Genomic DNA, 26,584 nt, shown 5'->3' on the forward strand with positions numbered 1-26,584 from the left:
GGCCGGGGCCGGGGGAAGACGTGTCTTTCGAAAGGGTGTTCACATGGCTGACAAACCGCTCATGGCGAAGGCCACCGCCGTCTGGCTGGTGGACAACACGACGATCAGCTTCAAGCAGATCGGCGATTTCTGCGGGCTGCACGAGCTCGAGGTGCAGGGCATCGCCGATGGCGACGTCGCCGCCGGGGTGAAGGGGTTCGACCCGGTCGCCAACAACCAGCTGACGCAGGAAGAGATCGAGAAGGCGGAGAAGAACCCGCTGCACAGGCTGAAGCTCAAGTTCAACGCGTCGGCGGTGGGCGAAGAGAAGCGCCGTGGCCCCCGCTACACCCCGCTTTCCAAGCGCCAGGACCGCCCCGCCTCGATCCTGTGGCTGGTCAAGTTCCACCCCGAGCTGTCGGACGGCCAGATCTCCAAGCTGGTCGGCACCACCAAGCCGACGATCCAGGCGATCCGCGAGCGGACCCACTGGAACATCGGCAACATCGACCCGATCGATCCGGTTGCGCTCGGCCTGTGCCGTCAGTCCGAGCTTGATGCCGCAGTGCAGCAGGCCAACGCCAAGCGCCTGCGTGACGGTTCGGCCATGACCGATGACGAGCGTCGCAAGCTGGTCTCGACCGAGCAGAGCCTCGGCATGTCGCCCGAGCCCAAGATGCCCTCCTCGATCTCCGGGCTGGAGAGCTTCTCGCTGTCCGAGAGCAATGCCCGTCCCGAGGAAGAGGAAGAAGAGGCGGAGGACGATCGCGACGTCAGCGACGCCGACAGCTTCTTCAACCTGCCCAAGGGCGACGACGCGGACGACGAAGACAAGTGATCGCTTTGAGGCGGCCCGGGGTCAGACCCATGGGCCGCCTTCGATCAGGCGGTGCGGGCCCCGGGGTCCGGGAACAGCCGGTCGTAACCCCAGGTGAAGACGAAGGTGTAGACGGTGTAGAAGAGCGCGAAGCTCATCTGCACCACGAATGATTCGAGCAGCCCCAGTCCGAGCCACCACGAGAACACGGGCAGCAGGATCGACAGCAGCCCCGCCTCGAACAGCACCGCGTGCAGGATGCGCAAAGGCGTGGTCTTGCCGGTATGGCCGTTCATCCGCTGCAGCGTCCCGTCGAAGACGCGGTTGAACAGGTAGTTCCAGCAGGTCGCGACCAGCGACGAGATCACGCTGATCGCGCCCATGTCGAACAGCGGAAAGCCGTAGAGCCAAGCGCCGAATGGCGTCACCGCGGCAAGCCCGATGAGCTCGAAGCTCACCGCCTGACGAATCCGGTCCGATCTGCTGCGCAACTGCCCCTCCCATCGCCGCGGCCCCGCCGGGTATGGCGGCCGGGGGCCTCGGAGGCAAGGCACCACCTATACGAAAGTCGATTCCGGTCTCAGAGGCTGCGCCGCGCCCGGAGCGCCGCGCTGATCGTGCCGTCGTCGAGATAGTCCAGCTCGCCCCCCACCGGCACGCCCTGCGCCAGTGAGGTGACGGAGACGTCCGGCAGCTGATCGGCGATGTAATGCGCGGTGGTCTGGCCGTCGATCGTGGCGCCCAGCGCCAGGATCACCTCTGAGACTGCCTCGGATTTCACCCGGTCCATCAGCCGCGGTATCCGCAGCTCGTCCGGCCCGACCGCGTCGAGTGCCGAGAGGGTGCCGCCAAGCACGTGGTAGCGGCCCTTGAACACCCCCGACCGTTCCATCGCCCAGAGATCGGCCACGTCCTCGACCACGCAGATCTGGCCGGTCGCCCGGCGCTCATCCGCGCAGATGCCGCAGATGTCCCCGGTGCCGACATTGCCGCAGTTGAGGCATTCGCGCGCCGTCGCGCCGACCTCGGTCATCGCCTCCGCCAGCGGCGACAGCAGCGTGCCGCGCTTCTTGACGAGGTGCAGCACGGCGCGCCGGGCCGAGCGCGGCCCGAGCCCTGGCAGCCGCGACATCAGCTCGATCAGCCGGTCGATGGCCTCGCGATCCTCGCTCATGGGCAGCCCGCCTGCATATGTCGGGAAGGGGAAAGCAGGGCGGTTCTCAGAACGGCAGGTTCATGCCCGGGGGCAGGCCGAGCTCGTCGGCGATCTTCTTCATCTCCGCCTGCGCCCGCTCGGTGGCGCGGGCCTGCGCGTCCTTGATCGCGGCGAGGATCAGATCCTCGACCACTTCCTTCTCGGAGGCCACGAAGATCGACGGATCGATGTCGAGCGCGGTCAGCTCGCCCTTGGCCGTCGCGGTGGCCTTGACCAGACCCGCGCCGCTTTCGCCGGTGACGGTCATGGTCTCCAGATCCTGCTGGATCTGCGCCATCTTGCCCTGCATTTCCTGCGCGGCCTTCATCATCTTGGACATGTCGCCCAGGCCGCCGAGCCCCTTGAACATCGCTGTCTCCTCGTCTGCGTTGCCTAGCAGATACGGTCGCGAGGCCCCACCGACAAGAGTGGTGCGGCAATCGCGCTCATTCCTCTTCGAAGGGATCCCACTCGTCCTCGACCTCGGCGAGCGCCTCCTCGGCGGCATGCTGGAGGCGGTCGGCCTCGCTGCGGATTTCGGTGATCTTCGCCTTGGGAAAGGCCGCGAAGACCGCGCGGACCAGCGGATGGGCCTCGGCCTCCTGCCGCAGCGCCAGCGCGGCGGCGTCGCGGGTCTCGGCGATGGTGGAGGCGCCGCCTTCGTTGGCGATGCTGATCGCCCAGCGGGCGCCGGTCCAGGCCTGCAGCTTCTGGCCCAGACGCTGCGCCATGTCGCCGCGCGCGTCGGCGGTCGGTTCGAACTCGATCCGGCCGGGGGAATAGCGCACCAGCCTGAGCGTCGTCTCCACCTCGATAAGCATCTGCACGTCGCGATGCGTGCGGATGAGTTCGACCACCTGTTCGAACGTGGCGTAGCGGGCCAGCGGGTTCTCGGCCTGCGCGACGGCGGGCTGCGCCGAGCCGCGTGCCGAAGGGCCGGAGGGGCCGGGATGGGTCGGGGCAGGGGTGCCGCGCGCCATGGACTGGCCGCCCTGCGCGGGGCGCGCGCCGCCGCCATTGCCACCGCCGGGGGGCGGCGGGACCGGCGCGTCCTGCAGCTTGCGCACCAGCTCTTCGGGCGAGGGCAGATCGGCCACATGGGTGAGCCGGATCACCGCCATCTCCGCCGCCATCATCGCGTTGGGGGCATGCGCCACCTCTTCCAGCGCCTTCAGCAGCATCTGCCACAGCCGGGTCAGCACCCGCATCGGCAGGTTCTCCGCCATCTGCGCGCCGCGCGCCCGCTCGTCGGGGCCGACGGTCGGGTCGTCGGCGGCTTCGGGGGTGATCTTGATGACCGAGACCCAATGCGCGATCTCCGCCAGGTCGCGCAGCACCGCCATCGGGTCTGCGCCTTCGGCGTATTGCGCCGACAGCTCGGTCAGCGCCCCGGCCGCGTCGCCGCGCAGGATCATGTCGAACAGGTCGAGCACCCGGCCGCGATCCGCGAGGCCGAGCATCGCCCGCACCTGGTCGGCCGTGGTCTCGCCGGCGCCATGGCTGATCGCCTGGTCGAGAAGCGAAGTCGCGTCGCGCGCCGAGCCCTCGGCGGCGCGGGTGATCAGCGCCAGCGCGTCGTCGGCGATCTGCGCTCCCTCGGCGGTGGCGATGCGGCGCAGCATGCCGATCATCACCTCGGGTTCAATCCGGCGCAGGTCGAAGCGCTGGCAGCGCGACAGCACCGTCACCGGCACCTTGCGGATCTCGGTGGTGGCGAAGATGAACTTCACATGCGCCGGCGGCTCCTCCAGCGTCTTGAGGAGCGCGTTGAACGCCCCCGTCGACAGCATGTGAACCTCGTCGATGATGTAGACCTTGTAGCGCGCCGAGGCGGCCCGGTAGTGCACGCTGTCGATGATCTCGCGGATGTTGGCGACGCCGGTGTTGGAGGCCGCGTCCATCTCCATCACGTCGACATGGCGCCCCTCCATGATCGCCACGCAATGCTCGCACGTGCCGCAGGGCTCGGTGGTGGGGCCGCCGGTGCCGTCGGTGCCGATGCAATTCATGCCCTTGGCGATGATCCGTGCGGTCGTGGTTTTGCCGGTGCCGCGGATGCCGGTCATGATGAAGGCCTGCGCGATGCGGTTGGCGGCGAAGGCGTTCTTGAGCGTGCGCACCATCGCATCCTGCCCGACCAGGTCGGCAAAGGTCTCGGGCCGGTATTTCCGGGCGAGAACCTGGTAGGCGGGGGCGTCGGTCATGCGTCGGGCTCCGGATACAGGGACCGGGCCAAACTAGGCATCCGGAGGCCGGAGGTCCACCGTGCCGCCGCTCACAACAGCCACAGGATCGCGCCCGTGGCAATCGCGCCCAGCGACAGCAGCACGGCGAGGATCAGCATCCGCCGGGCGCCCTGCGCTTCGGCCACATGGCTCGAGATCCGGCGCTGCGCCTTGCGCGTCTCATGCGTGGCGGCGCCGAAGATCACCACCGCGATGACGATGAAGATCGAGGCCACCGCCTTGGCCAGCCAGGTCGGGGAAAAATCGCCGAACACCGCCTTGAGACCGATCGCCACGCCCAGCGCCGCCATGCCGGTGCGCATCCAGCCCGCGAAGGTCCGCTCGTTGGCCAGCAGCGTCCGGTCCTCGGCCCAGTCGGTGCGGTCCTCGGCCCATTTCGTCTTGCGGTCGACCTCGCGATCGCCATCGGTTTCGTCCATGCGCCCTCCTGCCGGGCCATCAGGCCCGGCAGGGCCGGGGGCGTCAACCGCCCTTGCGGCGCCTCGCCCCGCGCTGGGTGACCTTGATGTGCCGGGTGAAGGCCCGCCCTCGCGCGCGCCCTTCCGCGAGGCTTTCGCTGTTGTGGCGATCCTCGGCCTCCAGCTTGCGCCAGCGGGCGAGGCGCTCGGGGTCGAGAGCGCCCGCCTCGATGGCGGCGCGCACCGCGCAGCCCGGTTCGGTCTCGTGCGCGCAATCCGAGAACCGGCACTGCGTCACCAGTTCGGTGATATCGTCGAACAGCTCCTCGATCCCCTCGGCGGTATCGGTGAGTTGCAGTTCGCGCATGCCCGGCGTGTCGATCAGCCAGCCGCCGGCGCGGCAGCGCCTGAGCGCCCGGTAGGTGGTGGTATGGCGTCCCTTGGCGTCATCCTCGCGGATGCCTGCCGTGGCCTCGGCGCCGCCGGTCAGCGCGTTCTGGAGCGTCGTCTTGCCGACACCCGAAGAGCCGACGAGGGCCAGGGTGTGGCCCGGTCCGCACCACGGTTCGAGCCGCGCCGCGTCGTCGAGATCGCGGGCGTTGAGCGCCATCGCCACGACGAGGGGCGAGATCGCGCGGGCCTGCGCGAGGTAGGGTTCGGGGTCGTCCACCATGTCGGACTTGGTGAGGATCACCAGCGGCAGGCAGTCGCCCGCCATCGCCAGCGCCACGTAGCGCTCCAGCCGCGCCGGGTTGAAGTCGTCGTTGCAGCTGGTGACGATGCCGAGCGTGTCGACATTGGCGGCGACGAGCTGGCGCGAGACGGTGTGGCCGGCGGCCTTGCGGGCGATCTGGCTGCGGGGCGCGAGGCGCATGCGCGCCGCGCCGTCTCGCATTCCGACCCAGTCGCCCACGGCAAAGCTGCCCGCGCCGGAGGGCGCAAGGAGCTTCACGGGGCCCTCGGGGGTGAGCGCCACGAGGATCGTGCGATGGATTTCGGCAATGCGCGCGGGGGTGTCGCCCTCTTCGAGTTGGCGCGCGAAATGGTCCGACCAGCCGAGGTCGGTAAGCGTGAGGTCTGTCAATGCATTGGTCCCGTCACGAAAGAACTCGGGCCCGCCGGAGCGGGCAGCTTCGAGTCGGGCAAGGGGCGGCTCAGGCAGCCCCGGCCCGGAGGGCGATCACAATCTCCATGATGTCCTCCGTCGTTCGGGTGGGTGAGAGGCTGGAACACGACCCAAGCGGGGCTCGTTGCGGCTGCTTCCTTCCGGACCTGACCGGGTTGGCGAGGCGCTTGCCCGCGCCAACCTCTCGAGACGGCATATAGGGAAGGGCGTCCGGGGACGCAAGACCGTGGCGCGGGGCTCAGACCGGCAGCGGCAACAGCCCGGCGGCGCGCGCGCCGTCGACCAGGCTCTCGGCCAGATGCGCGGCGTGGCGGCCCTCGGTGGTCGAGATGTCGGGCACCTGCACCACGGTCATGCCGGCGGCATGGCCGGCCCGCGCGCCGGTGTCGCTGTCCTCGAAGACGAGGCAACGCGCCGGGTCGGCGCCCAGCCGCCGCGCCGCCTCGAGATAGGCATCGGGGGCGGGCTTGGCCGTCTCGACATCCTCGACGGTGACGATCGTCTCGACATGCCGGTCGAGCCCGGCGGCGCGGATCTTGGCGAGGCCGGGCCGGCGGCGCGACGAGGTGGCGATCGCCATCGGCAGCCCGAGCCCGGCGATCGCGGCGATCAACTCCGCCGCCCCGTCCTTGAGCGCAAGCCCCGCCGAAAGCCGCGCTTCGACCCGGTCGTCCCATGCGTCGTAGAAGCGCACCGCGTCGACCGGCCGGCCGGCATGTTCGGCGATCAGCTCGAGCCGACGGTCGTCATGTACCCCGGTCAGGCTGTCGAAGAAGTCCGGCGCGATCTCGATGCCCTGTTCGGCCAGCGCCGGCAGTGCCTCGGCGTTGCACAGTGTCTCGGTGTCGACCAGCGTGCCGTCGAGGTCGAAGATCACGGCGTCATAGCGGCGGGGCATCGCGGCGTCCTTGTCATGGCGCAGCCGCCATAGCCGAGCCGGGGGGCGAAGTCGATGGGCCGGGCCGCGTCCTGCGGGCCGAGGCGCAGCTCGAAACGCAGTAGCCCGTCGCGGGCGGGGGCGAGCGGTGCGATCCCGCGCGCGGCGACCCGCGACACGGTTCGGCGAGCGGCGTCGGGCGCCTCGAACCATGCGGCGGTGCCGGGCAGCGCGGCAAAGCGCCAGGACCTGCGGGGCCGCGGCGCCACCGGCCCCGCCGCCAGATGCGCCCGCAGCGCCGCGTGCAAGGGCTGGGCCGGGACCGGGATCTGGCCTTGGCGCAGCGCCCGGGCCAGGGGGCCGGTGCCCGAAAGCCGATGACTCGATACGGCGACCACGAAGCGGTCATCCGGAGCCACGACGCGTCCGGCGTGACGCAGGTCATCGATGCGCGCGCCGATCGGCCGGGTCGGGTCGATCCGCCACGTCAGCCCGTCGATCACGTCAAAGCCATAGGGCGGCATCGAGGGGTCGATCAGAGCCTGGTCGCGCGATCCGGGCAGCAGCCGGCGAAACAGCCGCGCTCCCTGCTCCAGCCAGCCCGCCAGCGCGGCCCCGTCGACCACGCTCAGGCACAGCTGGTCGGGATGCGGCTGGAGGGCGCGCAGATGGCGTTCGGTCACGGGCCCGGCTGGCAGCGACAGGAAATGCCGCGCGCCGCCATGCCCGCCGCTTCGGAACGGCGCGGCAACCGTGAGAAGCGGCAGCATGGCCTCCGCGCGACCGGCGAGCAGCGACGTCGCCGACCGCCGCCAGGCGTCGCACAGAAGCTGCAGCGAAGCATCCGGCGCGACCAGCGCGAAATGGCTGTCGATCGGCACCCGGCTGCGCCCGACCGGGCGGCGCAACTGCTCCAGCATGCGCAGATGCGGCTGCCGGGCCGAGGCGGCCACCAATTCGCGGTGCACCTGCGCAGACGCTGGGCCGGGTGCTTCGCTGCGTGACCGGGCATGGGCAACATGCCAGCGCCCCGTCGCGTCGCGCGCGAGGCCCAGATCGATCACCCCGAGATGGCTGCCGAACCGACCCGCCTGCGACACCGGTGTGCCGTGCAACAGGCCATCTTCGCCGGGGGCGGGGTGGAGCTCGTGGCTGTGTCCGAGGAAAAGCGCGTCGATCCCGGGCAGGGCCGCCAGGGCCCGTCCGGCGTTCTCGGCGCAGGGCGGGGCCGGCGCCTCGGGTCCGAGCCCGCTATGGGCCAGCGCCACCACCAGATCTGCGCCGCGCTGACGCAGGGCCCCGGCGCGGGCCCGGGCCGCCGCGACTATGTCGCGCGCGCCCACCCGCCCGGCGAGCCAGCGGCGATCCCATTCCACGCATTGCGGCGGCGCGAGGCCCAGAACGCCGATCCGCAGCAGCCGCTCGCGCCCGGCGGCATCGCGCAGCCGTCGCCGCAGCAGCAGCCCGGATGGCGCCAGCGGAAAAGCGTCGAGACCGCGGAGATTGGCGGAGGTAACCGGATGCGCGAGTTGGTCGAGCACCCGGCGCAGCAGTTCGAGGCCGCGGTTGAACTCGTGATTGCCGAGCGTGCCCGCGTCGTAGCCCAGCGCGTTCATGGCCACCGCCACGGCGTGCGGTGCTGCGCCTCCCGCCGCCAGCCGTACGCTTTCGGCGTCGGCCATCGGGTTGCCGTGCAGGAAGTCGCCATTGTCGAACAGCAGCGTGTTGGCGCAGCGGCGGCGATGGGCCCGGATCAGCGGCGCCAGCCGTGCCAGCCCGACCCGGCAGTCGCGGCGCCCGGCGGTGTAGTCCCAAGGCAGGACGTGACCATGCAGGTCGGTGGTGCAGAGCAGCCGCAGCGCGATCCGCCCATTCTCTTCCGTGCTCTGGATGTCGTCGCTTGCTCTGTTCGCCACGCACCCGTCTCCCTTGCCTTGCGCAATGGAAATAAAGCCTATGGTTGTGTCGGCGGGTCGCCCAGCTTTACATTGCCGCGACGTTGCGCACTGTGCGCCGTGCCGCAGCGTCACAAGCGCAAAGGGAGACCAGATGACGATTTCCGAGCCGATCACCTTCGGCGGCGACGGGTTCGACCGCGCCGCCTCCCTGCGCGATGATTCGAAGGCGCTGGCGGCTCTGGCGGCGCGGCCCGGCGCGCAGGCGCTGCCGCTCTGGCGCGGCCGGATGTTGCTCGATGGCGACGGGGTGGTGTCGCTTGCCCGGACGGATGCGGTGTTCGGTTCGGCCGGCGCGATGGCCGAGGCGGTGCTTCTGGGCCGCGACCCGGCGGGGGAGGGCATCTGGGCCTGCGCCTTGCCCGACTGGCCCGGCGCACCGGAGGAAATGTCGCCGAGCGAGGATCTGGCACATCCGGACATCGCGGTCGGCCGCTTTGCCGAGCTGCGCGGGCGGCTGGGCGGGCTGTCGCCGCGCGACGCCGAGCTGGCGGCGATGGCGCGCGCATTGCTGAACTGGCACGCGGCGCACCGCTTCTGCGCGCGCTGCGGCGCGCCGAGCGAGATGGCGCAAGCAGGCTGGCGGCGCGACTGCCCCTCCTGCGGCGCGCAGCATTTCCCGCGCACCGACCCGGTGGTGATCATGCTGGTGACGCAGGGCGATCATCTGCTGCTCGGTCGCGCTCCGGCCTGGCCCGAGACGATGTTCTCGGTGCTTGCCGGCTATGTCGAGCCGGGCGAGACCGCCGAGGCGGCGGTGCGCCGCGAGGTGGTCGAGGAGGTCGGGGTGACGGTTGGGGAGGTTGGCTACGTGGCGAGCCAGCCCTGGCCCTTTCCCGCCTCGTTGATGCTGGGCTTTCATGCCCGCGTGGCGGGGCGGGAGCGGCCGGAGCCGCGGCCCGATCCGGCCGAGATCGCGGCCGCGCATTGGGTGTCGCGGCAGCGTCTGGCACGGATCTTCGCCGGCGAGGACGCCGAGATCCGCCCGCCGCTCAGGGGCTCGATCGCGCGGCACCTGATGTGGAACTGGCTTGCGGGCAGGCTCGATTGACGCGACAAATCGCCCCAAAGAGGCAGATCGAGGCAGCATCATGGAATTCTCGTCGCAGCAGCGGGTCGCGGCCCCGCGCGACTTCGTCTTCGAGCAGGCCAGCGATTTCACCGCCTTCGAGCGGCAGGCGCTGCGCCGGGGGATCGAGATCGAGCGGCGCGGCGGCCCCGCCCCGGTGGGCCGGGCCTGGAGTGCCAGCGTGCCGGTGATGGGCCGCGAGCGCGAGATCGCGGCCGAGATCATCGGCTTCGACGCGCCGCAGGACTACACGGTGCGCGGCGAGAGCTCGGGGCTCGAGATCGTGGTGCGGGTCGAGGCGCAGCCCGAGACGACGGGCGAGAGCAGGCTCGGCTTGTCGGTGACGCTGGCGCCGCGCTCCATGCCCGGACGGCTGGTGCTGCAATCGCTGAAGCTGGCGCGCGGCACGCTCGAGACCCGCCTCGCCGGGCGGCTCGAAGGGTATGCCCGCGAGATCGAGGCGCGCTGGGCGCGGCGGGCGGGCTGAGAGATCAGCCGCGCTGCGCCGGCTCGTGCCGGCGCGAGGCCGCCGGGAACACGCCCATCAGCTTGATGCTGTCGGTGAAGTAGTCGAGCTCGTCGAAGGCGAGCTGGACGTTGCGGTCGTCGGGATGCCCCTCGATCTCGGCGTAGAACTGGGTCGCGGTGAACTGGCCGCCGACCATGTAGCTCTCGAGCTTGGTCATGTTGACGCCGTTGGTCGCGAAGCCGCCCATCGCCTTGTAGAGCGCGGCCGGGATGTTGCGCACCCGGAACACGAAGCTGGTCATCATGCCGGCCTTGCCACGACGCTTGAGGTCCGGCTCGCGCGCCATGACCAGGAACCGCGTGGTGTTGCGGGCGTGATCCTCGATATGGCGCGCCAGCACGTCGAGCCCGTAGATCTCGGCCGCGATCTCGGAGGCGAGCGCGGCGTGGCGCGGATCACCGGCCTCGGCGATGGCGCGGGCCGATCCGGCGGTGTCGGCGCCGGTGATGGTCGAGATGCCGTGCTCGCGCAGGAAGCCCCGGCACTGACCCAGTAGCACGGTATGGCTGGTCGCGGTCTCGACCTGCGCCAGCCGTGCGCCCTTTACGCCCAGCAGGTTGATATGCACCCGCACGAAGGCCTCGTCGACGATGTGCAGCCCGCTCTCGGGGAGCAGGTGATGCACGTCCGCGACCCGGCCATAGGTCGAGTTCTCGACCGCGATCATGCCAAGCTCGGCCGTGCCCTTGCGCACCGCCTCGATCGCGTCCTCGAAGGTGGTGCAGGGCAGCGGTTCCATGTCGGGCCGCGCTTCGGCGCAGGCCTGATGACCATAGGCGCCAAGTTCACCCTGGAATGCGATGCGTCCGGCCATGGCGGATCCTCCCCTCGGCGGGCTCCCCATAAGGGCAATTCGTCGCGGGACTACACCTTGCAACCGCGCGCGGGAAGCGGATACATACCCGCGAAACGCCGAACGGAATGGAACGCGACATGTTCGACACGATGACCCTGACCAAGGTCGTTGGCGGCCTCTGCGGCACGCTGCTGGTCTTCCTCCTTGGTGGCTGGGCCGCCGACATCATCTATGGTGCCGGCCATGGAGGCGGTCATGGCGAGGTCGAGCAGGCCTACTCGATCCCGGTCGAGGACGCCGGTGGCGAAGGCGGCGCCGAGGAAGAGGCGGTCCCCTTCGAGGAGATCTATGCGAGCGCCGATGCCGCGGCGGGTGAAGGCGTGTGGCGCAACTGCCGCTCCTGCCACGCCCTGGAAGAGGGCGTGAACGGCACCGGCCCGTCGCTCCACGGCGTCGTCGGCCGCGAGGTCGGCGCCTATCCGGGCTACAGCTACTCGGGCGCGCTCAAGGCGGTGGCCGATGTCTGGTCGCCCGAGCATCTGAACGGCTTCCTCGCCAACCCGCGCGACTACGCGCCGGGCACCAAGATGACCTATAACGGTCTCAAGGATGCCGAGGACCGCGCCAATCTGATCGCCTATCTCGCGACGATCGGCGGCTGATAACCCCTCAGGGTTGAATGGCTTCGGGGCCGCTCCGCAAGGGGCGGCCCCTTTCGCATGCTGGGGGCGGCCATGCGCCGCCGCTCACGCAATCTCGCCTTGAACGTCAGCGCCTTGCGCCGCTAGCCTCGCCCTCAGGCCGTCCCGCCGGAGGAGTGCAAGATGCAAGCGACCCGTCCTTATGCCCGAGCCGTCACCCGTCCCGCGGGAGGGCCAGCTCTGTGGATCACCGGCTCGGCACTGGCTCTCGCGGCGCTGTTCGTCGCGGCGCCCGGCCGCGCGCAGGAGGCGCCTGCCGTGACGCCGCCGGAGAAGACCCAGCCGGCCAGTGCCGAAGGCGGGGCCGGCGAGGAGCGGGTCATCACCAGCCACGGCTACACCAATTTCGGTGAGTTGAAGTATGGCCCCGACATCGAGCATCTCGACTACGTCAACCCGGACGCGCCCAAGGGCGGCGAGATCAGCGAGTGGTCGCAGGGCACCTTCGACAGCTTCAACTCCTATTCGCGTCAGGGCGTCGCCGCCGCGCTGAATTCGCTGCCGCATGAGCGGATCATGACCTCGGTCGCCGACGATCCCTACGGGATCTACTGCTACCTCTGCACCACGCTCGAATATCCCGAGAGCCGTGACTGGGTGATCTTCAACCTGCGCGACGACGTGACCTTCGCCGACGGCACCCCGATGACCGCCGAGGACCTGAAGTTCACCAACGAGCTGTTCCTCGAGCAGGGCATCGCCGAGTTCCGCGCCGTGGTGCAGAACTTCCTCGACGGCGTCGAGGTGCTGGGGCCGCACCGGATCAAGTTCACCTTCAACAAGGACGCCCCGCGTCGCGACGTGATCGGCTTCGCCGGATCGACCATCGCCTTCTCCAAGGCGTGGTTCGAGGAGACCGGCGCGCGGATCGACGAAAGCACGCAGGAGCCCTTCCTCGGCACCGGTGCCTACGAGTTGAAGAGCTTCGATATCAACCGGCGCATCGTCTATGGCCGCAACGAGAATTTCTGGGGCGCCGACCACCCGTTCAACATCGGGCGCAACAATTTCGACACGATCCGGGTCGAGTATTTCGCCGACAGCAGCGCCGCCTTCGAGGGCTTCAAGTCGGGCGAGTATACCTTCCGGGCCGAGAACTCCTCCAAGGACTGGGCCACCGGTTACGACTTCCCGGCGATCCAGAAGGGCTGGGTGGTGCGCGAGGAGATCCCCGACGGCACCATCGCCGGCGCGCAGGCCTTCATCTTCAACCTCGACGACCCGAAGTGGCAGGATCCGCGTGTCCGCGAGGCGATCGGGATGATGTTCAACTTCGAATGGTCGAACGAGTCGCTCTTCTACGGCCTCTACGAGCGGGTCGAGAGCTTCTTCGAGAACTCCGATCTCGAGGCGACCGGCACCCCGTCCGAGGGCGAGCGCGCGCTCCTCGAGCCGCTGGTCGAGGAAGGGCTCCTGCCCGAGAGCATTCTGACCGAGGAGGCACGCCGTGCCCCGGTGCTCGACGTCTCGGCCAACACCCCGGATCGCCGCACTTACCGCGAGGCCGGGCGGCTTCTTGAGGAGGCGGGCTGGACCGTCGGCGATGACGGCCTGCGCCGCAAGGATGGCGAGGTGCTGGAGCTGGTCTTCCTTCAGGTCAGCCCGCAATTCGACCGCATCGTGAACCCCTTCATCGAGAACCTCGCCCGGCTGGGGGTGAAGGGCGTGCTCGATCGGGTCGATACCGCGCAATATGTCGAGCGCACCCGCTCGGGCGATTTCGACCTCGTCAACCACACCTTCTCGATGGGCTTCGAGCCGGGGGTCGAGCTGGAGCAGTGGTATGCCTCCAAGACCGCCGACGACAGCTCGCGCAACCTGATGCGGCTGCGCAACCCGGCGGTGGACCGTCTGGTGACCGAGGTGATCAACGCGCAGTCGCTCGAGGATCTGACCACCGCCACCCATGCGCTCGACCGGGTGCTCAGGGCCGAGGTGATCTGGGTGCCGCAATGGTACAAGGACGTCTACACCGTCGCCTATTACGACCAGTACCGTCATCCCGAGAACATGCCGCCGCTGACACTGGGCGAGATGGACTTCTGGTGGTACGACGCCGAGGCCGCAGAAGAGCTGCGCGCCGCGGGCGCGCTGCGCTAAAGGAGAATTTCCGACCGCATGGGCGCCTATATCCTCAGACGTTTGCTGCTCGTGATCCCGACGCTGCTCGGGATCATGATCATCAACTTCGCCCTCGTGCAGTTCGTGCCGGGCGGGCCGATCGAGCAGATCATCGCCCAGATGGAGGGCGGTGGCGACGTGTTCGAGAGCATCGCCGGCGGCGGGGCCGAGGTGAGCCAGGGCGGAGGCGACAGCGACTATATCGGCGCGCGCGGCCTGCCGCCCGAGTTCATCGCCGAGCTTGAGCGCGAGTTCGGCTTCGACAAGCCGCCGCTGGAGCGGTTCCTGAACATGATGTGGAACTACATCCGCTTCGATTTCGGCGAGAGCTACTTCCGCTCGATCTCGGTGGTCGACCTGGTGCTGGAGAAGATGCCGGTCTCGATCACGCTGGGGCTGTGGTCGACGCTGCTGGCCTATCTGATCTCGATCCCGCTGGGCATCCGCAAGGCGGTGCGCGACGGCTCCTCCTTCGACACCTGGACCTCCGGCGCCATCATCGTCGGCTACGCGATCCCCGGCTTCCTCTTCGCGATCCTGCTGATCGTGCTCTTTGCCGGGGGCTCCTACTGGCGGATCTTCCCGCTCAGGGGGCTGACCTCCGACAATTGGGAAAGCCTGTCGCTGATCGGCAAGGTGCTCGACTACTTCTGGCACATCACGCTGCCGGTGCTGGCCTCGACCATCTCGGCCTTCGCGACGCTGACGCTGCTGACCAAGAATTCCTTCCTCGACGAGATCAAGAAGCAATACGTGATGACGGCCCGGGCCAAGGGGCTCACCGAGCGCCGGGTCCTCTACGGCCACGTCTTCCGCAACGCGATGCTGATCGTGATCTCGGGCTTCCCGGCGCTGTTCATCGGCGTGTTCTTCGGCGGCAGCCTGATCATCGAGACCCTGTTCTCGCTCGACGGTCTGGGACGGCTCGGCTTCGAGGCGACCGTGGCGCGCGACTACCCGGTCGTGTTCGGCACCCTTTTCGCCTTCTCGCTGCTGGCGCTGGTCGTCGGCATCCTCACCGACCTCACATATGTGCTGATCGACCCGCGCATCGACTTCGAACGGAGAGGCTGAATGGCGCTGTCGCCGCTCAACGCGCGCCGCTGGCGCAATTTCAAGCGTAACCGCAGGGCGCTGTGGTCGCTCGTCATCTTCTCTGTGCTGTTCGGGCTGAGCCTCTTCGCGGAGCTTCTGGCCAACGACAAGCCATTGCTGGTGAGCTATCGCGGCGAACTCAGAAGCCCCATCGTGAGCTTCTATTCCGAGCGGGATTTCGGCGGCGATTTTCCGACCGAGGCGGCCTATTCGGACCCCGAGGTGCAATGCCTGATCGTCACCGGCGGGCTGACCGACTGCTTCTACGAGCCGGCGGCGATCATGGCGGCGGCCGAGGCGGGCGAGCCGCTGCCGCTCGAGGAGAGCGACCCGGCCGATTACGCCAAGGGCTGGATGATCTGGCCGCCGATCCCCTATTCCTACGACACCATCGTCGACGTGCCCGGCGTCGCCCCGGCGCCGCCGTCGGAGACCAACTGGCTCGGCACCGACGACACCAAGCGTGACGTGGTTGCGCGGGTGATCTACGGCTTCCGGCTTTCGGTGGTCTTCGCGATCATCGTCACGCTGGCCTCGTCGCTGATCGGCATCGTGGCGGGCGCGGTGCAGGGCTATTTCGGCGGCTGGACCGACCTGATCTTCCAGCGGATCATCGAGATCTGGACCGGCACGCCTTCGCTCTACGTGATCATCATCGTCTTCGCGATATTGGGACGAAGTTTCTGGCTACTGGTGTTTCTCACCGTGCTGTTCGGCTGGCCCTCGCTGGTCGGCGTGGTGCGGGCCGAGTTCCTGCGCGCCCGCAACTTCGAATACATCCGCGCTGCCCGGGCGCTGGGCGTCTCCGACAGCAAGATCATGTTCCGCCACATGCTGCCCAACGCCATGGTCGCGACGGTCACCATGCTGCCCTTCCTCGTCACCGGCGCCATCGGCACGCTGGCCGCGCTCGATTTCTTGGGCTTCGGCCTGCCGTCTTCGGCGCCCTCCCTGGGCGAGCTGACCTTGCAGGCCAAGCAGAACCTGCAGGCGCCGTGGCTCGGCTTCACCGCCTTCTTCACCTTCGCGATCATGCTGTCGCTTCTGGTGTTCATCTTCGAGGGGGTGCGTGACGCCTTCGACCCGAGGAAGACCTTCGCATGACCGACACGATCCTCGACGTCCGCGACCTGAACGTGGACTTCCGGCAGGACGGCCGCCGGGTGCCCGCGGTGCGCGGCGTCTCCTTTCACGTGGAGCGCGGCGAGACCGTGGCGCTGGTCGGCGAGAGCGGGTCCGGCAAATCGGTCACCGCGCTTTCGACCGTGCAGCTGCTGGGCGAGACGGCCGAGGTGTCCGGCTCGGTGACCTATGAGGGGCGCGAGATGGTCGGCGCGCCCGAGGCCGAGCTGCGGCGGGTGCGCGGCAACGACATCTCCTTCATCTTCCAGGAGCCGATGACCTCGCTCAACCCGCTGCACACGCTGGAGCGGCAGCTGTCGGAGTCGATCGAGCTGCACCAGGGGCTGCGCGGTTCGGCGGTGCGGACCCGCATCATCGAGCTTCTGACCCGGGTCGGCATCCGTGACCCGGAAACCCGCCTCGGCGCCTATCCGCACCAGCTTTCGGGCGGGCAGCGGCAGCGGGTGATGATCGCCATGGCGCTGGCCAACAACCCCAACCTACTGATCGCCGACGAGCCGACCACCGCGCTCGACGTGACGATCCAGGCGCAGATCCTCGAATTGCTGGCCGAGCTCAAGCGCGACACCGGCATGGCGATGCTGTTCATCACCCATGATCTCGGCATCGTCCGCCGCATCGCCGACCGGGTCTGCGTCATGAAGGATGGCGAGATCGTCGAGCAGGGGCCGACGGCCGAGATATTTGCCAACCCCAGGCACCCCTATACCCGCATGCTGCTCGAGGCCGAATCGACCGGCCTGCCGGACCCGGTCTCCGAGGCCGCGCCGGTGGTCGCCGAGACTGAAAACCTGAAGATCTGGTTCCCGATTCATCGCGGGCTGCTCAAGCGGACGGTCGGGCACGTGAAGGCGGTCAACGACGCCACGCTGTCGGTGCGCGCCGGCGAGACCGTGGGCGTGGTCGGCGAGAGCGGCTCGGGCAAGACGACGCTGGCGCTCGCCATGGCGCGGCTGATCGGCTCGGAGGGCAAGATCCGCTTCGACGGGCGGGAGATCCAGGATCTAAGCCAGCGGCGGATGCGGCCGCTGCGCTCGGAAATCCAGATCGTGTTCCAGGATCCCTTCGGTTCGCTCTCGCCGCGCATGACGGTGGCGCAGATCATCGCCGAGGGGCTTGGCGTCCACGGCGTCGAGAAGGGCCGCGACCGGCGCGACATGGTTGCCGAGATCATGCGCGAGGTCGGGCTCGATCCCGACTCCATGGATCGCTACCCGCACGAGTTCTCGGGCGGCCAGCGCCAGCGCATCGCCATCGCCCGCGCGCTGATCCTGCGGCCGCGCCTCATCGTGCTCGACGAGCCGACCAGCGCGCTCGATATGACTGTGCAGGTGCAGATCGTGGAGCTTCTGCGGGCGCTGCAGCGCAAGTACAGCCTCGCCTATGTCTTCATCAGTCACGACCTGAAGGTGGTGCGCGCGCTGAGCCACAAGGTGATGGTGATGAAGAACGGCGACGTGGTCGAGGCTGGCTCCGCCGAGGCGATCTTCGACGCGCCGCGCACCGACTATACCCGTGCGCTGATGGCGGCGGCGTTCTGAACCCGTACCGCGTCGCGGGGTCCGCGACGGCGTATCATGCGTATTTGCCGGAATGGTGAAGGGGGGGCGGGGCGCTCGTCCGGGTGGGGTCTGAGCCTCACCCAGTCTTTGAGGCACAAGACGCGCGGTCAGGCGCTGTAGCGGAACCGCGCCTCGCCCAGCCCCTCGATCGCCACGACGCAGGATTGGCCCGGGGCTACCGATCCCACTCCCTCGGGCGTACCGGTAAGGATCAGGTCGCCGGGGCACAGCGTCACCAAGCGGGACAAATGGGCGATGATCTCGGCCACGCTCCAGATCATCTGCGACAGGTCTCCCGCCTGCCTTTCGTTGTCATCGACATGGCAGGTGATCCGCCCCCGCGCGGGATGGCCGATCTCGGCCGCCGGATGGACAGGGCCCAGGATCGCCGAGGAATCGAAGCCCTTGGCCATGTCCCAGGGCCGGCGCATTTCCTTGGCCTCGGCCTGCAGGTCGCGGCGGGTGAGGTCGTTGGCGGCGGCGTAGCCCCAGACATGATCGAGCGCGTCGGCCACCGCGATCCCGCTGCCACCGGTGCCCATCAGCACCGCGAGTTCGGCCTCGTGATGCAGGTTGGCGGTGGCGGACGGGTAGGGCAGTTCCGCCCCCGTGGCGACGACGGCGCTGGCGGGCTTGGTGAAGAAGAAGGGCGGCTCGCGTTCGTCGGCGCCCATCTCGCGGGCATGGGCAGCATAGTTGCGACCGACGCAGAACACCCGGTGCAGCCCGACCTCGACCTCGGGATCGGTCGTGGCGAAGCGCGGCGGGGCGGGGGGCACGACGGCGAGACGGGGCATGCGAACTCCTGTGCTGAGCGCTCTCACCCAAATCGCTCGGGCTCCCGAATGCAAGACGGCGCCGCGTTCCGGGAGGAGAACGCGGCGCCGTCGGGCCGTTCAGAGCGGGGAGGAGGCGCTCAGGACGGTCCGATCATGAAACACATGGCGCCACGGGCCTGCAGCCGGCGGCAGGCGAGGTCGGCGGCCTCGTTGGTGAGACCCATGAAGTTGGCGTCGAAGCCACCCGAACGCTGGGTGACGCGGCGCAGCGCCCCGTCGAGCGCGCCCGGCTCGTTCAGCGCGGTCTGGATCAGCACCCGCTCGGCGGCGCCGCGGCTGTTGAAGCGGCCGACATTGATGCCCCAGAGCCGTCCGCCGGAGGTCGAGACGCGGGTCACCACCTCGGGCACCGCCTGCATCCGCGAGGCGTCGACCGGCGCGATGGCGGCCGCGGTCATGATCATCTCGGTCGGGCGCGCCTCCGGGGTGGTCTCGGGGGCGATCCCGGCTTCGGCGAAGAGCTCTGCGGTTTCCGGGGCCATGTCGCTCAGATCGGTGACCGGGGCGGCGGCGACGGCCACCGCTTCGGTCACGGCCTCGGCGACCGGTGCGGGCGTCGGCTGGGCGGTGGAGGCCGAAGCTGAGGAGACCAGCAGCGCGGCGGCGAGCGCATCCTCGATGCCGCTGGCGGTGGCGACCTGCACCGGTGCTGCAGCGGCGGCGCCCGGACGGATCTGCGGCCGCAGGCTGCGCTTGACCACGCCGGTCACGCGAATCGTGTGGGCGCCGGTGGTCGGGCCGAGCGCCGGGGTGGCTGCGACCAGCGCCGGCGCTTGGGCGGGTGCTGCGCCGGGCTGGCTGGCAAAGCCCTTGTCGAGCAGCTTCATCACCTGAGCGTTGCGGTTCGCGGTCGAGGTGCCGCCGAAGACGGTGGCGATGATCCGGCGGTCGCCGCGCTGGGCCGAGGCCACGAGGTTGTAGCCGGCGGCGTTGGTGAAGCCGGTCTTGATGCCGTCCGCGCCCTTATAGGCGTCGAGGAAGCGGCGGTTGGTGTTGTTCACCTGCTTCATGCCGGCGTCGGCGGTGCGGCGCGAGAACAGGTTATAATACTGCGGGAAGTCGTAGATCATGTGCCGGCCCAGCACGGTCATGTCGCGAGCCGTCGACAAATGGTTCGGATGGGTCAGCCCGTGCTGGTTGACGAAGGTGGTGTTGCGCATCCCCATCGCCTGGGCGGTCGCGTTCATCCGCCGGGCAAAGGCCTCCTCGCTGCCGGAGATCGCGAAACCGATGGCGGCGGCGGCATCGTTGGCCGACTTCACCGCGGCGGCGCGCAGCAGGTAGCGGAACTTGATCTTCTGACCGCTGCGCAGCCCCAGCTTCGAGGGCGGCTGGGCGGCGGCATAGGACGGAATCGTCACTTCGCTGTCGAGACCGATCTCGCCGCGCTGGATCGCCTGGAACGCGATGTAGAGGGTCATCATCTTGGTCAGCGAGGCCGGGTGCAGCCTCGTATCGGCGTTTTCCTCGTGGATGACTTGGCCCGTCTTGGCGTCCACGACCATCGCCGCGTAAGGCGCGGCGACCGCGCCGGTAGCGATGGTGATACTCGCCATGAGGGTGGTTACGATCAACAGCCCGGTCCGGGCCGTCCTCGACAGACGACTGCTCACGTGGATTGCCTCTCGTTTTGCCTCGCGGGTTCCGGTTCGTTGCGCCGGGACCTCATCATTGTCCTTAAATCTAGCATGGACGCAGCGTTACGAAAATAGACTAATTCTCAATCGGTTTTCTTGAATAGTTGAGGTTCCGCGCTAACCGTGAGCCGACTCGCCCTATGCGAAAGACGTGCATAATTGACAGGCCCGTAGAGAGCATGGGGTGCTCCGAGGGCGTGGCGGGAAAGTCGCAGGCAAGCCCGAGCCGCGCGGTTCAGGCTTCGAGCTTTTCAACCAGAGCGGGTAGGCGGGCAAGATCGTCGAGCCGCCGGAACCGGGGGTGCGACAGCGGCGGTTCGGCGTGCTCGAGCTCCCAAGTGGTCTCGAACGGCACGTGGACGCCCCAGCCGCCGGCCTCCAGCACCGGGATCACATCGGACTTGAGCGAATTGCCGACCATCACCGCCCGATCCGGCGCGACGCCGTGCCGGGCGAAGATCCCGGCATAGACCGGAGCGGTCTTGTCCGAGACGATCTCGACCGCCTCGAAGGCATCGCCCAGACCCGACTGCGCCAGCTTGCGCTCCTGGTCGAGCAGGTCGCCCTTGGTCACCAGCATCAGCCGCGCCCGGCCCGACAGCGCGGTCACCGCGGTCTCGACGCCCGGCAGCAACTCGATCGGGTGGGCCAGCATCTCGCGGCCCATCGCCATGATCTCGCCGATGGCGGCTGAGGGCACCCGCGCCTCGCTGACCTCGATCGCGGTCTCGATCATCGACAGCACGAATCCCTTCACCCCGAACCCGTAGCGTCCCAGATTGCGTCGCTCGGCGGCAAGCAGGCGTTCGCGCAGGTGATCCTCGCCGGCATGATCGCGCAGCAGGTCGACGAATCGGGCTTGCGTGGAGCGGAAGAAGCGCTCGTTGTGCCACAGCGTGTCGTCGGCATCGAAGGCGACGGTCCAGCGTTGCGGCATCGGGAACACTCCTCCTCGGGGGGCGGTCTTTTCACCGCCGCCGGGGCGCTTATATAACGGGGCGCAAGCAGGATTGGCAACGAGGCGTGCACCCTGACCGAAAGGACCTGAGAGCGGATGACGATGCGGAACGCGGCGATCCAAATGGCGGGACAGGGCGACGGAGAGGGCGACGACCTCACCGGCGTCAAGGTCGAGACGCGCCCCAAGACCAAGCGACCGCCGCTCTACAAGGTGTTGATCCTCAACGACGACTACACCCCGATGGAGTTCGTGGTGCACGTGCTCGAGCGGTTCTTCGGGCTGAGCCATGCCCAGGCCTTCGAGATCATGCTCACCGTGCACAAGAAGGGCGTCGCCGTGGTCGGCGTGTTTTCCTACGAGATCGCCGAGACCAAGGTGGCGCAGGTGATGGATTTCGCGCAACGTCATCAGCACCCGTTGCAATGCACGATGGAACGGGAATAGGGGTTTGCCCCTGTTTCGCCAACTGCTTCCGGAGCGCCCATGGCCGATGCCCGTCTGACCACCGCGACACAAAGCGGCGCGCTCGTGCTGCCCGAGGGCGAGATTCTGGCCCTGCGCCCGAACGCCGACGCCGATCTCGGCGCGCTGCCGCGCGACCGCACCCGGATCCTGCACGGCTTCCGGCCCGACATCGACGCGCTCGAGGCGCAGGGTTGGACAGTCGGCGAGCCGGCCCCGGCCGCCGCAGCGGTGGTGTTCGTGCCGCGGGCCAAGCCGCTGGCTCGGGCCTTGGTGGCGCAGGCGGCACGGCTGGCGCCGCTGGTGATCGTCGACGGGCAGAAGACCGACGGCGTCGACAGCCTCTGGCGCGAGTTGCGCAACCGCATCCCCGAGATCCCCTGTGTCACCCGCGCCCATGGCCGACTGTTCTGGTTCGACGCCTCGGCCGCCGACCTTTCCGATTGGGAGGCGCCGGCCCCGGCACCGGTGGATGGCGGCTTCGTCACCCAGTGGGGCGCCTTTTCGGCCGACGGGCCAGATCGTGGTTCGCAGATGCTGGCGGCGGCGCTGCCGGCCAAGCTGCCGTCGCGGATGGCCGATCTGGGCGCGGGCTGGGGCTATCTGGCGCGCGCCGTGCTGGCGCGGGACGGGGTGAAGAGCCTCGATCTGGTCGAGGCGGAGAAGCTCGCCCTCGACTGCGCCCGGGTCAACGTCACCGACGAGCGTGCCACCTTTCATTGGGCCGACGCGACGCGGTTCAAAGCGGATCACCTCTATGACGGCGTGGTCATGAACCCGCCCTTCCACACCGGCCGGGCCGCCGATCCGGCGCTCGGCCGCGCCTTCATCGCGGCGGCGGCGCGGATGCTCGCGCCCTCGGGCCAGCTGTGGATGGTGGCCAACCGGCATCTGCCCTATGAGGCGAGCCTGCGCGACAGCTTCCGCACGGTCGAGGAGATCGGTGGCGACGGCGCTTTCAAGCTGTTCCACGCGATCCGGCCGCTCAAGCCCACCGACAAGAAATCCCGCTGACACCTTCCCTTCACCGGAGACCGTCATGAGCTTTTCCATCGCCGGCAAGACCGCGATCGTGACCGGGGCCGCGCATGGCGTCGGTCTCGCCATCGCCCGCGCCATGGTCGAGGCGGGGGCCAACGTGGTCTTCGTCGATCGTGACGAAGCCGCGCTCGAGCGCGAGACCTCCGTGCTGCGCGAGGCCGATGGGCCGGTGCGGCACTTCGCGGGGGATCTGCGCGAGCGGCTGACCATCACCAACCTGCTCTCCTTCACCGTCGACGCATTCGACCGGATCGATATTCTCGTCAACGCGGCGCGGCAGGTGCGAGTCTCTGACCCGCTCGACCACGAGGACGATTCGGTCGAGCGGCTGCTCGACCAGAACCTGATGTCGGCGCTACGGCTGAGTCAGGCGGCGGCCAAGCGGATGATCAAGCAGGCCGAACCCGACAGCACAGCGCCGCTGGGATCGATCATCAATCTCAGCTCGATCGCCGCGCGGCTCGCCCATCCCGAGCTGCTGGGCTACTCGGTGAGCTGCGCCGCGCTCGACCAGATGACCCGCTCCATGGCGGTGGCGCTGGCGCCCAAGCGGATCCGCGTCAACGCCGTGGCTTTCGGCTCGGTGATGAGCGCCTCGCTCAAGCAGTCGCTGAGCGAGCATGACGAGATCCGCGAGGCGATCCTGCACTGCACGCCGCTGGGCCGGATTGCCTCGGCCAGCGAAGTGTCCGACGCGGTGCAGTATCTCGCATCGGACGCCTCGGCCTTTGTCACGGGGCAGGTGATCACCGTCGATGGCGGTCGCAGCCTGATCGATCCCAGCCACGTCGCCGCGCATTAGGCGCGGCCCCGGCTCAGGCCGGGTAGAGGGCCGCGCATTGCGCCCGCGCCGGCCCTTCGGCGCGGGTCAGCGCCTCGCGCCGCTGCAGCAGCTGGTCGAGCTTAACCTTCTCTGCCTCGATGTCGAGCGTGACCGGCACCCGGACTTCCTGGCTCACCGTGCGGTCGCAGAAGCGCTGGCGCAGCGTGCCGTTCTCGTCGCGATACTCGCAGACGCCGCGCCGGGTGCGCAGCTCCTCGCGCTCCTCGATGCCGTAGCCCCGGGCGATGTTGCCGCGGGTCTCGGCGATCAGTGCGTCGATCACGCGGCCCTGGCGTCCGACCGAGGACAGGCAGCTCTCACGCGGCGTGGCGCAGGCGGCGAGGGCGAGGGGCAGGACGAGCAAAATGGCGGAACGCATCGGTAATCTCCGGTCGAATCGGCAAGGGGCCAGCGGGTCGCATGGCGGGCTGGCGGAGAGGATGCTAGACGGGACCGATATTCAATAGCAGGGGGCGCGGATGACCTCGACCGGCATGACGAGCGAGAAGGACGAGGCGGCGGGCTGGTTTCGCAGCCTGCGCGACGAGATCGTCACCGCCTTCGAGGCGCTGGAGGACGCCCAGACCGGGGGGCCGCTTTCGGAGCGCCCGGTCGGTCGTTTCGAGGTGACCCCGACCAAGCGCCGGGGCGATGACGGCGAGGATGCCGGCGGCGGTCTGATGAGCGTAATGCGCGGCGGCCGTGTGTTCGAGAAGGTCGGGGTGAACGTCTCGACCGTGTTCGGCACGCTGGGCGCGGCGGCGCAGGCCTCGATGGCCGCGCGCGGCGTGCCCGGGGTCGAGGCCGATCCGCGTTTCTGGGCCTCGGGCATCAGCCTGGTGGCGCATATGCAGAACCCGCATGTGCCCGCCGTGCACATGAACACGCGGATGTTCTGGACGCCGAACGCCTGGTGGTTCGGTGGCGGGGCGGATCTCAACCCCTGCATCGAATATGCCGAGGACACGGCGCATTTCCATGGCGCGCTCAAACGTCATCTCGACCCGCATGGCGCCGATCTCTACCCGGCGCTCAAGACCTGGGCCGACGAGTACTTCTTCATTCCCCATCGTGGCCGGGCGCGCGGCGTCGGCGGCGTGTTCATGGATGACCGCTGCACCGGCGACTGGCGTGCCGATTTCGCGCTGACCCGGGATATCGGCCGCGCCTTCCTGCCCGCCTGGCTGCCGCTGGCCGAGAAGCGGCGCGGCATGGCGTGGGACGAGGCCGACAAGGACGTGCAGCTGCGCCATCGCGGGCTCTATGCCGAATACAATCTCGTCTATGATCGCGGCACCAAGTTCGGGCTCGCCACCGGCCACGACCCCGATGCCGTGCTGATGAGCCTGCCGCCTCTCGCGAAATGGGTCTGAACTTCCGCTGATCTTCCAAGGGCTTTGACCCGCGCCCGGCTCCGGTGTCTTATGATGTCGAAGCGATCGGGAGGAGCGGATGACGCGCGTGGAAGAGCGGCCCGAGGCACGTCGCGAGTTCAATTCGGCCGAGATCGGCGCTCTGGCGCATCTGTGGCGCGGCGAGGTCTACCGCTCGACCATCTGGCGCACCCGGCTCGATACCACCACCAACTGGGCGGTGGTCACGCTCGGCATCGCGCTGTCGATCGCCTTCGCCTCGCGCGAGGCCTCGCCGCTGCCCCTGGTGCTGGTCGGCATATTGATCCTGTTCTTCCTGATGCTGGAGGCGCGGCGTTACCGCTATTTCAACGTCTGGCGCGCCCGCTGCCGCTGGATCGAGACGCATTTCTACGCGCCGATGCTGCAGGATGGCGATCTGCGGCTGGGTGAGGGCTGGCAGAAGGAGCTGGCCGAGGATTACTGGGTGCCGCGCTACCACGTGTCATTTCAGGTCGCGGTGGGACGGCGGATCCGGCGCAACTACCTGTGGATCCTGCTGATCCAGACCGTCGCCTATATCGGCAAGTTGGTGGTGCACCCGACCCCGGTCGAGGGGGTCGAGATGTTTGTCGACCGCGCCGCCATCGGCCCGGTGCACGGGCTGTGGGTGCTGGCGGCGGGGCTGGTCTACGTGATCGCCTGGACCGGCTGGGCGCTGCAGAGCTGGCACCATGACCGGCGCCGCTGGGGCTCGACCCAGCGGCCCTCCGGCATGGGTTAGCGGGTTTCGCGCAGCGTCTCGATCATCAGCGCCACGTTCTCGGGGTCGGCGTCGGGGGTGATGCCGTGGCCGAGATTGAAGACATGCGGGCCGCGCGCGAAGGCGTCGCGGATGCGCCGCGTCTCGTCGATCAGATCCTGCCCGCCGGTGACCATGTGGCGGCTGGCGAGATTGCCCTGCACGCAGGCAAGGGGCTGCACGTGCTCGGCCGCCCATTCCGGGCTCACACCGTCGTCGAGCGCGATGCAATCGGCGCCGATTGCGCGAGCGGCATCGACGAAACGTTCGCCTGCACCGCGCGGGAAGGCGATGACCGGCAGGCCCGGGTGCCGTGCCTTGAGCGCAGCGGTAATGCGCGCCATCGGCGCGATGGAATAGCGGTCCAGATCGTCGCCGGTGAGCGAGCCCGCCCAGCTGTCGAAGATCTTGATGACTTCGGCGCCCGCGTCGACCTGTGTCGAGAGATACTCGATCGTCGCCTCGGTGATCCGGTCGAGCAGCGCCTCGAATTCGGGCCGGTTCTCGTCCTTGAGCGCGTGCGCCGGGCCCTGATCGGGCGTGCCGCGCCCGGCGATCATGTAGGTGGCCACCGTCCAGGGCGCGCCGGCGAAACCGATCAGCGCGGTCTCGCGCGGAAGCTCGCGGGAGAGGATCTTCACCGTCTCGTATACCGGGGCGAGGTGATCGTGAATCGCATCGGCCGGCTTCAGCGCCGCGACGCCGCCCTTCTCCATGATCGGCGACAGACGCGGCCCCTCGCCGGTGACGAACCACAGATCGAGGCCCAGCGCCTGGGGCACCAGCAGGATGTCCGCGAACAGGATCGCCGCGTCGAAGCCGTAGCGGCGGATCGGCTGCAGCGTCACCTCGGCGGCAAGCTCGGGGTTGTAGCACAGCGACAGGAAATCGCCCGCCTTGGCGCGGGTGGCGCGGTATTCCGGCAGGTAACGTCCGGCCTGCCGCATCATCCAGATCGGCGGGACGGGCAGGGTCTCGCCCGCGAGGGCGCGCAGCAGCAGCTTCGACGGGGGGGTGTGGGCAATGCTCATGCATCCTCGTCCCGCCGAAGGGGCGCA

27 protein-coding genes and 1 other RNA gene are annotated in these 26,584 nt (G+C 68.9%); 13 read left to right on the plus strand and 15 right to left on the minus strand.

Annotation, left to right across the window (positions count from 1 at the left end; translation table 11 throughout):
* Positions 1-43: 43 nt before the first annotated feature.
* Complete coding sequence (locus tag T8T21_RS13355) at positions 44-817, plus strand: DUF1013 domain-containing protein (protein WP_183475076.1); 774 nt, start codon at positions 44-46, stop codon at positions 815-817.
* A 44-nt stretch (positions 818-861) separates the two neighbouring features.
* Here the strand turns inward: T8T21_RS13355 and T8T21_RS13360 are convergent, their stop codons facing one another.
* The 9 genes from T8T21_RS13360 to T8T21_RS13400 all read right to left on the minus strand — a co-directional run bounded on the left by T8T21_RS13360 (position 862) and on the right by T8T21_RS13400 (position 8,554).
* Entirely contained in the window at positions 862-1,287 is a 426-nt protein-coding gene (locus T8T21_RS13360; RefSeq protein WP_322335933.1) for a PACE efflux transporter, read from the minus strand.
* Positions 1,288-1,376: 89 nt separating this feature from the next.
* Positions 1,377-1,970, minus strand: a complete 594-nt coding sequence (recR, locus tag T8T21_RS13365) for a recombination mediator RecR (RefSeq protein ID WP_183475078.1) — start codon at positions 1,968-1,970, stop codon at positions 1,377-1,379.
* A 46-nt stretch (positions 1,971-2,016) separates the two neighbouring features.
* Complete coding sequence (locus tag T8T21_RS13370) at positions 2,017-2,361, minus strand: YbaB/EbfC family nucleoid-associated protein (protein WP_322335934.1); 345 nt, start codon at positions 2,359-2,361, stop codon at positions 2,017-2,019.
* 76 nt (positions 2,362-2,437) lie between these two features.
* Positions 2,438-4,195 (minus strand): DNA polymerase III subunit gamma/tau, encoded by a 1,758-nt coding sequence (locus T8T21_RS13375; protein WP_322335935.1) that lies wholly within the window; start codon positions 4,193-4,195, stop codon positions 2,438-2,440.
* 71 nt (positions 4,196-4,266) lie between these two features.
* Positions 4,267-4,656 (minus strand): YidH family protein, encoded by a 390-nt coding sequence (locus tag T8T21_RS13380; protein ID WP_322335936.1) that lies wholly within the window; start codon positions 4,654-4,656, stop codon positions 4,267-4,269.
* A 43-nt stretch (positions 4,657-4,699) separates the two neighbouring features.
* On the minus strand, positions 4,700-5,719 hold the full coding sequence (gene rsgA / locus T8T21_RS13385; protein WP_322335937.1) for a ribosome small subunit-dependent GTPase A: 1,020 nt from the start codon (positions 5,717-5,719) through the stop codon (positions 4,700-4,702).
* A 131-nt stretch (positions 5,720-5,850) separates the two neighbouring features.
* An RNA gene (gene ffs / locus T8T21_RS13390) (signal recognition particle sRNA small type) lies at positions 5,851-5,947 on the minus strand.
* A gap of 52 nt (positions 5,948-5,999) precedes the next feature.
* Complete coding sequence (locus T8T21_RS13395; protein ID WP_322335938.1) at positions 6,000-6,659, minus strand: HAD family hydrolase; 660 nt, start codon at positions 6,657-6,659, stop codon at positions 6,000-6,002.
* Entirely contained in the window at positions 6,635-8,554 is a 1,920-nt protein-coding gene (locus T8T21_RS13400; protein WP_322335939.1) for a 5'-nucleotidase C-terminal domain-containing protein, read from the minus strand. Before T8T21_RS13400 ends, T8T21_RS13395 begins: the two co-directional genes overlap by 25 nt.
* Positions 8,555-8,687: 133 nt before the next feature.
* On the opposite strand from T8T21_RS13400, the gene nudC reads away from it, so the two are divergent.
* Positions 8,688-9,644, plus strand: coding sequence for an NAD(+) diphosphatase (gene nudC / locus T8T21_RS13405; protein WP_322335940.1), 957 nt, complete (start codon positions 8,688-8,690; stop codon positions 9,642-9,644).
* A 40-nt stretch (positions 9,645-9,684) separates the two neighbouring features.
* Positions 9,685-10,149, plus strand: coding sequence for an SRPBCC family protein (locus tag T8T21_RS13410; protein WP_183475086.1), 465 nt, complete (start codon positions 9,685-9,687; stop codon positions 10,147-10,149).
* Between the two features lie 4 nt (positions 10,150-10,153).
* Here the strand turns inward: T8T21_RS13410 and T8T21_RS13415 are convergent, their stop codons facing one another.
* Entirely contained in the window at positions 10,154-11,005 is an 852-nt protein-coding gene (locus T8T21_RS13415; protein ID WP_183475087.1) for a prephenate dehydratase, read from the minus strand.
* A 119-nt stretch (positions 11,006-11,124) separates the two neighbouring features.
* Between T8T21_RS13415 and T8T21_RS13420 the strand changes: the two genes are divergently transcribed.
* The 5 genes from T8T21_RS13420 to T8T21_RS13440 all read left to right on the plus strand — a co-directional run bounded on the left by T8T21_RS13420 (position 11,125) and on the right by T8T21_RS13440 (position 17,588).
* The gene (locus T8T21_RS13420) at positions 11,125-11,649 is read left to right on the plus strand and encodes a c-type cytochrome (protein ID WP_322335941.1); all 525 of its coding nucleotides are present in this window, start codon (positions 11,125-11,127) and stop codon (positions 11,647-11,649) included.
* 162 nt (positions 11,650-11,811) lie between these two features.
* A complete protein-coding gene (locus tag T8T21_RS13425; protein ID WP_322335942.1) occupies positions 11,812-13,788 on the plus strand; it encodes an extracellular solute-binding protein in 1,977 nt (658 codons plus the stop codon).
* Between the two features lie 18 nt (positions 13,789-13,806).
* Complete coding sequence (locus T8T21_RS13430) at positions 13,807-14,883, plus strand: microcin C ABC transporter permease YejB (protein ID WP_183475090.1); 1,077 nt, start codon at positions 13,807-13,809, stop codon at positions 14,881-14,883.
* Positions 14,884-16,008 carry an ABC transporter permease gene (locus T8T21_RS13435; RefSeq protein WP_322335943.1) on the plus strand — a complete coding sequence of 375 codons (1,125 nt, stop codon included), beginning with the start codon at positions 14,884-14,886 and terminating at the stop codon, positions 16,006-16,008.
* Positions 16,005-17,588, plus strand: a complete 1,584-nt coding sequence (locus tag T8T21_RS13440) for an ABC transporter ATP-binding protein (RefSeq protein WP_322335944.1) — start codon at positions 16,005-16,007, stop codon at positions 17,586-17,588. The genes T8T21_RS13435 and T8T21_RS13440 overlap by 4 nt, the downstream gene beginning before the upstream one ends.
* 128 nt (positions 17,589-17,716) lie before the next feature.
* On the opposite strand, the gene T8T21_RS13445 is transcribed toward T8T21_RS13440, so the two are convergent.
* The 3 genes from T8T21_RS13445 to T8T21_RS13455 form a co-directional block, all read right to left on the minus strand.
* Entirely contained in the window at positions 17,717-18,406 is a 690-nt protein-coding gene (locus tag T8T21_RS13445; RefSeq protein WP_322335945.1) for a fumarylacetoacetate hydrolase family protein, read from the minus strand.
* A 119-nt stretch (positions 18,407-18,525) separates the two neighbouring features.
* Positions 18,526-20,004: a D-alanyl-D-alanine carboxypeptidase family protein gene (locus T8T21_RS13450; RefSeq protein ID WP_322337499.1), complete on the minus strand. Its 1,479-nt coding sequence runs from the start codon at positions 20,002-20,004 to the stop codon at positions 18,526-18,528.
* A 316-nt stretch (positions 20,005-20,320) separates the two neighbouring features.
* A complete protein-coding gene (locus T8T21_RS13455) occupies positions 20,321-21,022 on the minus strand; it encodes an HAD family hydrolase (protein ID WP_322335946.1) in 702 nt (233 codons plus the stop codon).
* A gap of 144 nt (positions 21,023-21,166) precedes the next feature.
* On the opposite strand from T8T21_RS13455, the gene clpS reads away from it, so the two are divergent.
* From clpS to T8T21_RS13470, 3 genes are read left to right on the plus strand one after another with little or no spacing between them, the layout of a single operon-like run.
* A complete protein-coding gene (clpS, locus tag T8T21_RS13460) occupies positions 21,167-21,490 on the plus strand; it encodes an ATP-dependent Clp protease adapter ClpS (RefSeq protein WP_407660136.1) in 324 nt (107 codons plus the stop codon).
* Positions 21,491-21,529: 39 nt separating this feature from the next.
* Complete coding sequence (locus T8T21_RS13465) at positions 21,530-22,522, plus strand: class I SAM-dependent methyltransferase (protein ID WP_322335947.1); 993 nt, start codon at positions 21,530-21,532, stop codon at positions 22,520-22,522.
* A 25-nt stretch (positions 22,523-22,547) separates the two neighbouring features.
* Positions 22,548-23,351 (plus strand): SDR family NAD(P)-dependent oxidoreductase, encoded by an 804-nt coding sequence (locus T8T21_RS13470; RefSeq protein ID WP_183475096.1) that lies wholly within the window; start codon positions 22,548-22,550, stop codon positions 23,349-23,351.
* A 13-nt stretch (positions 23,352-23,364) separates the two neighbouring features.
* Here the strand turns inward: T8T21_RS13470 and T8T21_RS13475 are convergent, their stop codons facing one another.
* Positions 23,365-23,751, minus strand: coding sequence for a hypothetical protein (locus T8T21_RS13475; RefSeq protein ID WP_322335948.1), 387 nt, complete (start codon positions 23,749-23,751; stop codon positions 23,365-23,367).
* 100 nt (positions 23,752-23,851) lie between these two features.
* On the opposite strand from T8T21_RS13475, the gene hemF reads away from it, so the two are divergent.
* Both hemF and T8T21_RS13485 read left to right on the plus strand, forming a co-directional pair.
* A complete protein-coding gene (gene hemF / locus T8T21_RS13480; protein WP_322335949.1) occupies positions 23,852-24,745 on the plus strand; it encodes an oxygen-dependent coproporphyrinogen oxidase in 894 nt (297 codons plus the stop codon).
* A 79-nt stretch (positions 24,746-24,824) separates the two neighbouring features.
* Entirely contained in the window at positions 24,825-25,508 is a 684-nt protein-coding gene (locus T8T21_RS13485; protein ID WP_322335950.1) for a DUF2270 domain-containing protein, read from the plus strand.
* Here T8T21_RS13485 and hemE read toward each other — a convergent pair.
* Positions 25,505-26,557: a uroporphyrinogen decarboxylase gene (hemE, locus tag T8T21_RS13490; protein WP_322335951.1), complete on the minus strand. Its 1,053-nt coding sequence runs from the start codon at positions 26,555-26,557 to the stop codon at positions 25,505-25,507. The two genes, T8T21_RS13485 and hemE, sit on opposite strands and share 4 nt — an antisense overlap.
* Positions 26,558-26,584 lie beyond the last annotated feature (27 nt).

This window comes from Limimaricola variabilis (assembly GCF_034371605.1).
GTDB lineage: Bacteria > Pseudomonadota > Alphaproteobacteria > Rhodobacterales > Rhodobacteraceae > Limimaricola > Limimaricola variabilis.

Excerpts from the sequence above, each read along its gene's own strand:
- T8T21_RS13375 (WP_322335935.1), bottom strand. The coding sequence starts at position 4,195 with ATGACCGACGCCCCCGCCTACCAGGTTCTCGCCCGGAAATACCGGCCC.
- T8T21_RS13465 (WP_322335947.1), top strand. The coding sequence starts at position 21,530 with ATGGCCGATGCCCGTCTGACCACCGCGACACAAAGCGGCGCGCTCGTG.
- hemF (WP_322335949.1), top strand. The coding sequence starts at position 23,852 with ATGACCTCGACCGGCATGACGAGCGAGAAGGACGAGGCGGCGGGCTGG.
- recR (WP_183475078.1), bottom strand. The coding sequence starts at position 1,970 with ATGAGCGAGGATCGCGAGGCCATCGACCGGCTGATCGAGCTGATGTCG.
- T8T21_RS13410 (WP_183475086.1), top strand. The coding sequence starts at position 9,685 with ATGGAATTCTCGTCGCAGCAGCGGGTCGCGGCCCCGCGCGACTTCGTC.
- T8T21_RS13395 (WP_322335938.1), bottom strand. The coding sequence starts at position 6,659 with ATGCCCCGCCGCTATGACGCCGTGATCTTCGACCTCGACGGCACGCTG.
- T8T21_RS13475 (WP_322335948.1), bottom strand. The coding sequence starts at position 23,751 with ATGCGTTCCGCCATTTTGCTCGTCCTGCCCCTCGCCCTCGCCGCCTGC.
- T8T21_RS13370 (WP_322335934.1), bottom strand. The coding sequence starts at position 2,361 with ATGTTCAAGGGGCTCGGCGGCCTGGGCGACATGTCCAAGATGATGAAG.
- nudC (WP_322335940.1), top strand. The coding sequence starts at position 8,688 with ATGACGATTTCCGAGCCGATCACCTTCGGCGGCGACGGGTTCGACCGC.
- T8T21_RS13485 (WP_322335950.1), top strand. The coding sequence starts at position 24,825 with ATGACGCGCGTGGAAGAGCGGCCCGAGGCACGTCGCGAGTTCAATTCG.
- T8T21_RS13470 (WP_183475096.1), top strand. The coding sequence starts at position 22,548 with ATGAGCTTTTCCATCGCCGGCAAGACCGCGATCGTGACCGGGGCCGCG.
- T8T21_RS13355 (WP_183475076.1), top strand. The coding sequence starts at position 44 with ATGGCTGACAAACCGCTCATGGCGAAGGCCACCGCCGTCTGGCTGGTG.
- T8T21_RS13420 (WP_322335941.1), top strand. The coding sequence starts at position 11,125 with ATGTTCGACACGATGACCCTGACCAAGGTCGTTGGCGGCCTCTGCGGC.
- T8T21_RS13435 (WP_322335943.1), top strand. The coding sequence starts at position 14,884 with ATGGCGCTGTCGCCGCTCAACGCGCGCCGCTGGCGCAATTTCAAGCGT.
- hemE (WP_322335951.1), bottom strand. The coding sequence starts at position 26,557 with ATGAGCATTGCCCACACCCCCCCGTCGAAGCTGCTGCTGCGCGCCCTC.
- T8T21_RS13440 (WP_322335944.1), top strand. The coding sequence starts at position 16,005 with ATGACCGACACGATCCTCGACGTCCGCGACCTGAACGTGGACTTCCGG.
- T8T21_RS13450 (WP_322337499.1), bottom strand. The coding sequence starts at position 20,004 with ATGGCGAGTATCACCATCGCTACCGGCGCGGTCGCCGCGCCTTACGCG.
- T8T21_RS13430 (WP_183475090.1), top strand. The coding sequence starts at position 13,807 with ATGGGCGCCTATATCCTCAGACGTTTGCTGCTCGTGATCCCGACGCTG.
- T8T21_RS13455 (WP_322335946.1), bottom strand. The coding sequence starts at position 21,022 with ATGCCGCAACGCTGGACCGTCGCCTTCGATGCCGACGACACGCTGTGG.
- T8T21_RS13380 (WP_322335936.1), bottom strand. The coding sequence starts at position 4,656 with ATGGACGAAACCGATGGCGATCGCGAGGTCGACCGCAAGACGAAATGG.
- T8T21_RS13445 (WP_322335945.1), bottom strand. The coding sequence starts at position 18,406 with ATGCCCCGTCTCGCCGTCGTGCCCCCCGCCCCGCCGCGCTTCGCCACG.
- clpS (WP_407660136.1), top strand. The coding sequence starts at position 21,167 with ATGGCGGGACAGGGCGACGGAGAGGGCGACGACCTCACCGGCGTCAAG.
- T8T21_RS13415 (WP_183475087.1), bottom strand. The coding sequence starts at position 11,005 with ATGGCCGGACGCATCGCATTCCAGGGTGAACTTGGCGCCTATGGTCAT.
- T8T21_RS13425 (WP_322335942.1), top strand. The coding sequence starts at position 11,812 with ATGCAAGCGACCCGTCCTTATGCCCGAGCCGTCACCCGTCCCGCGGGA.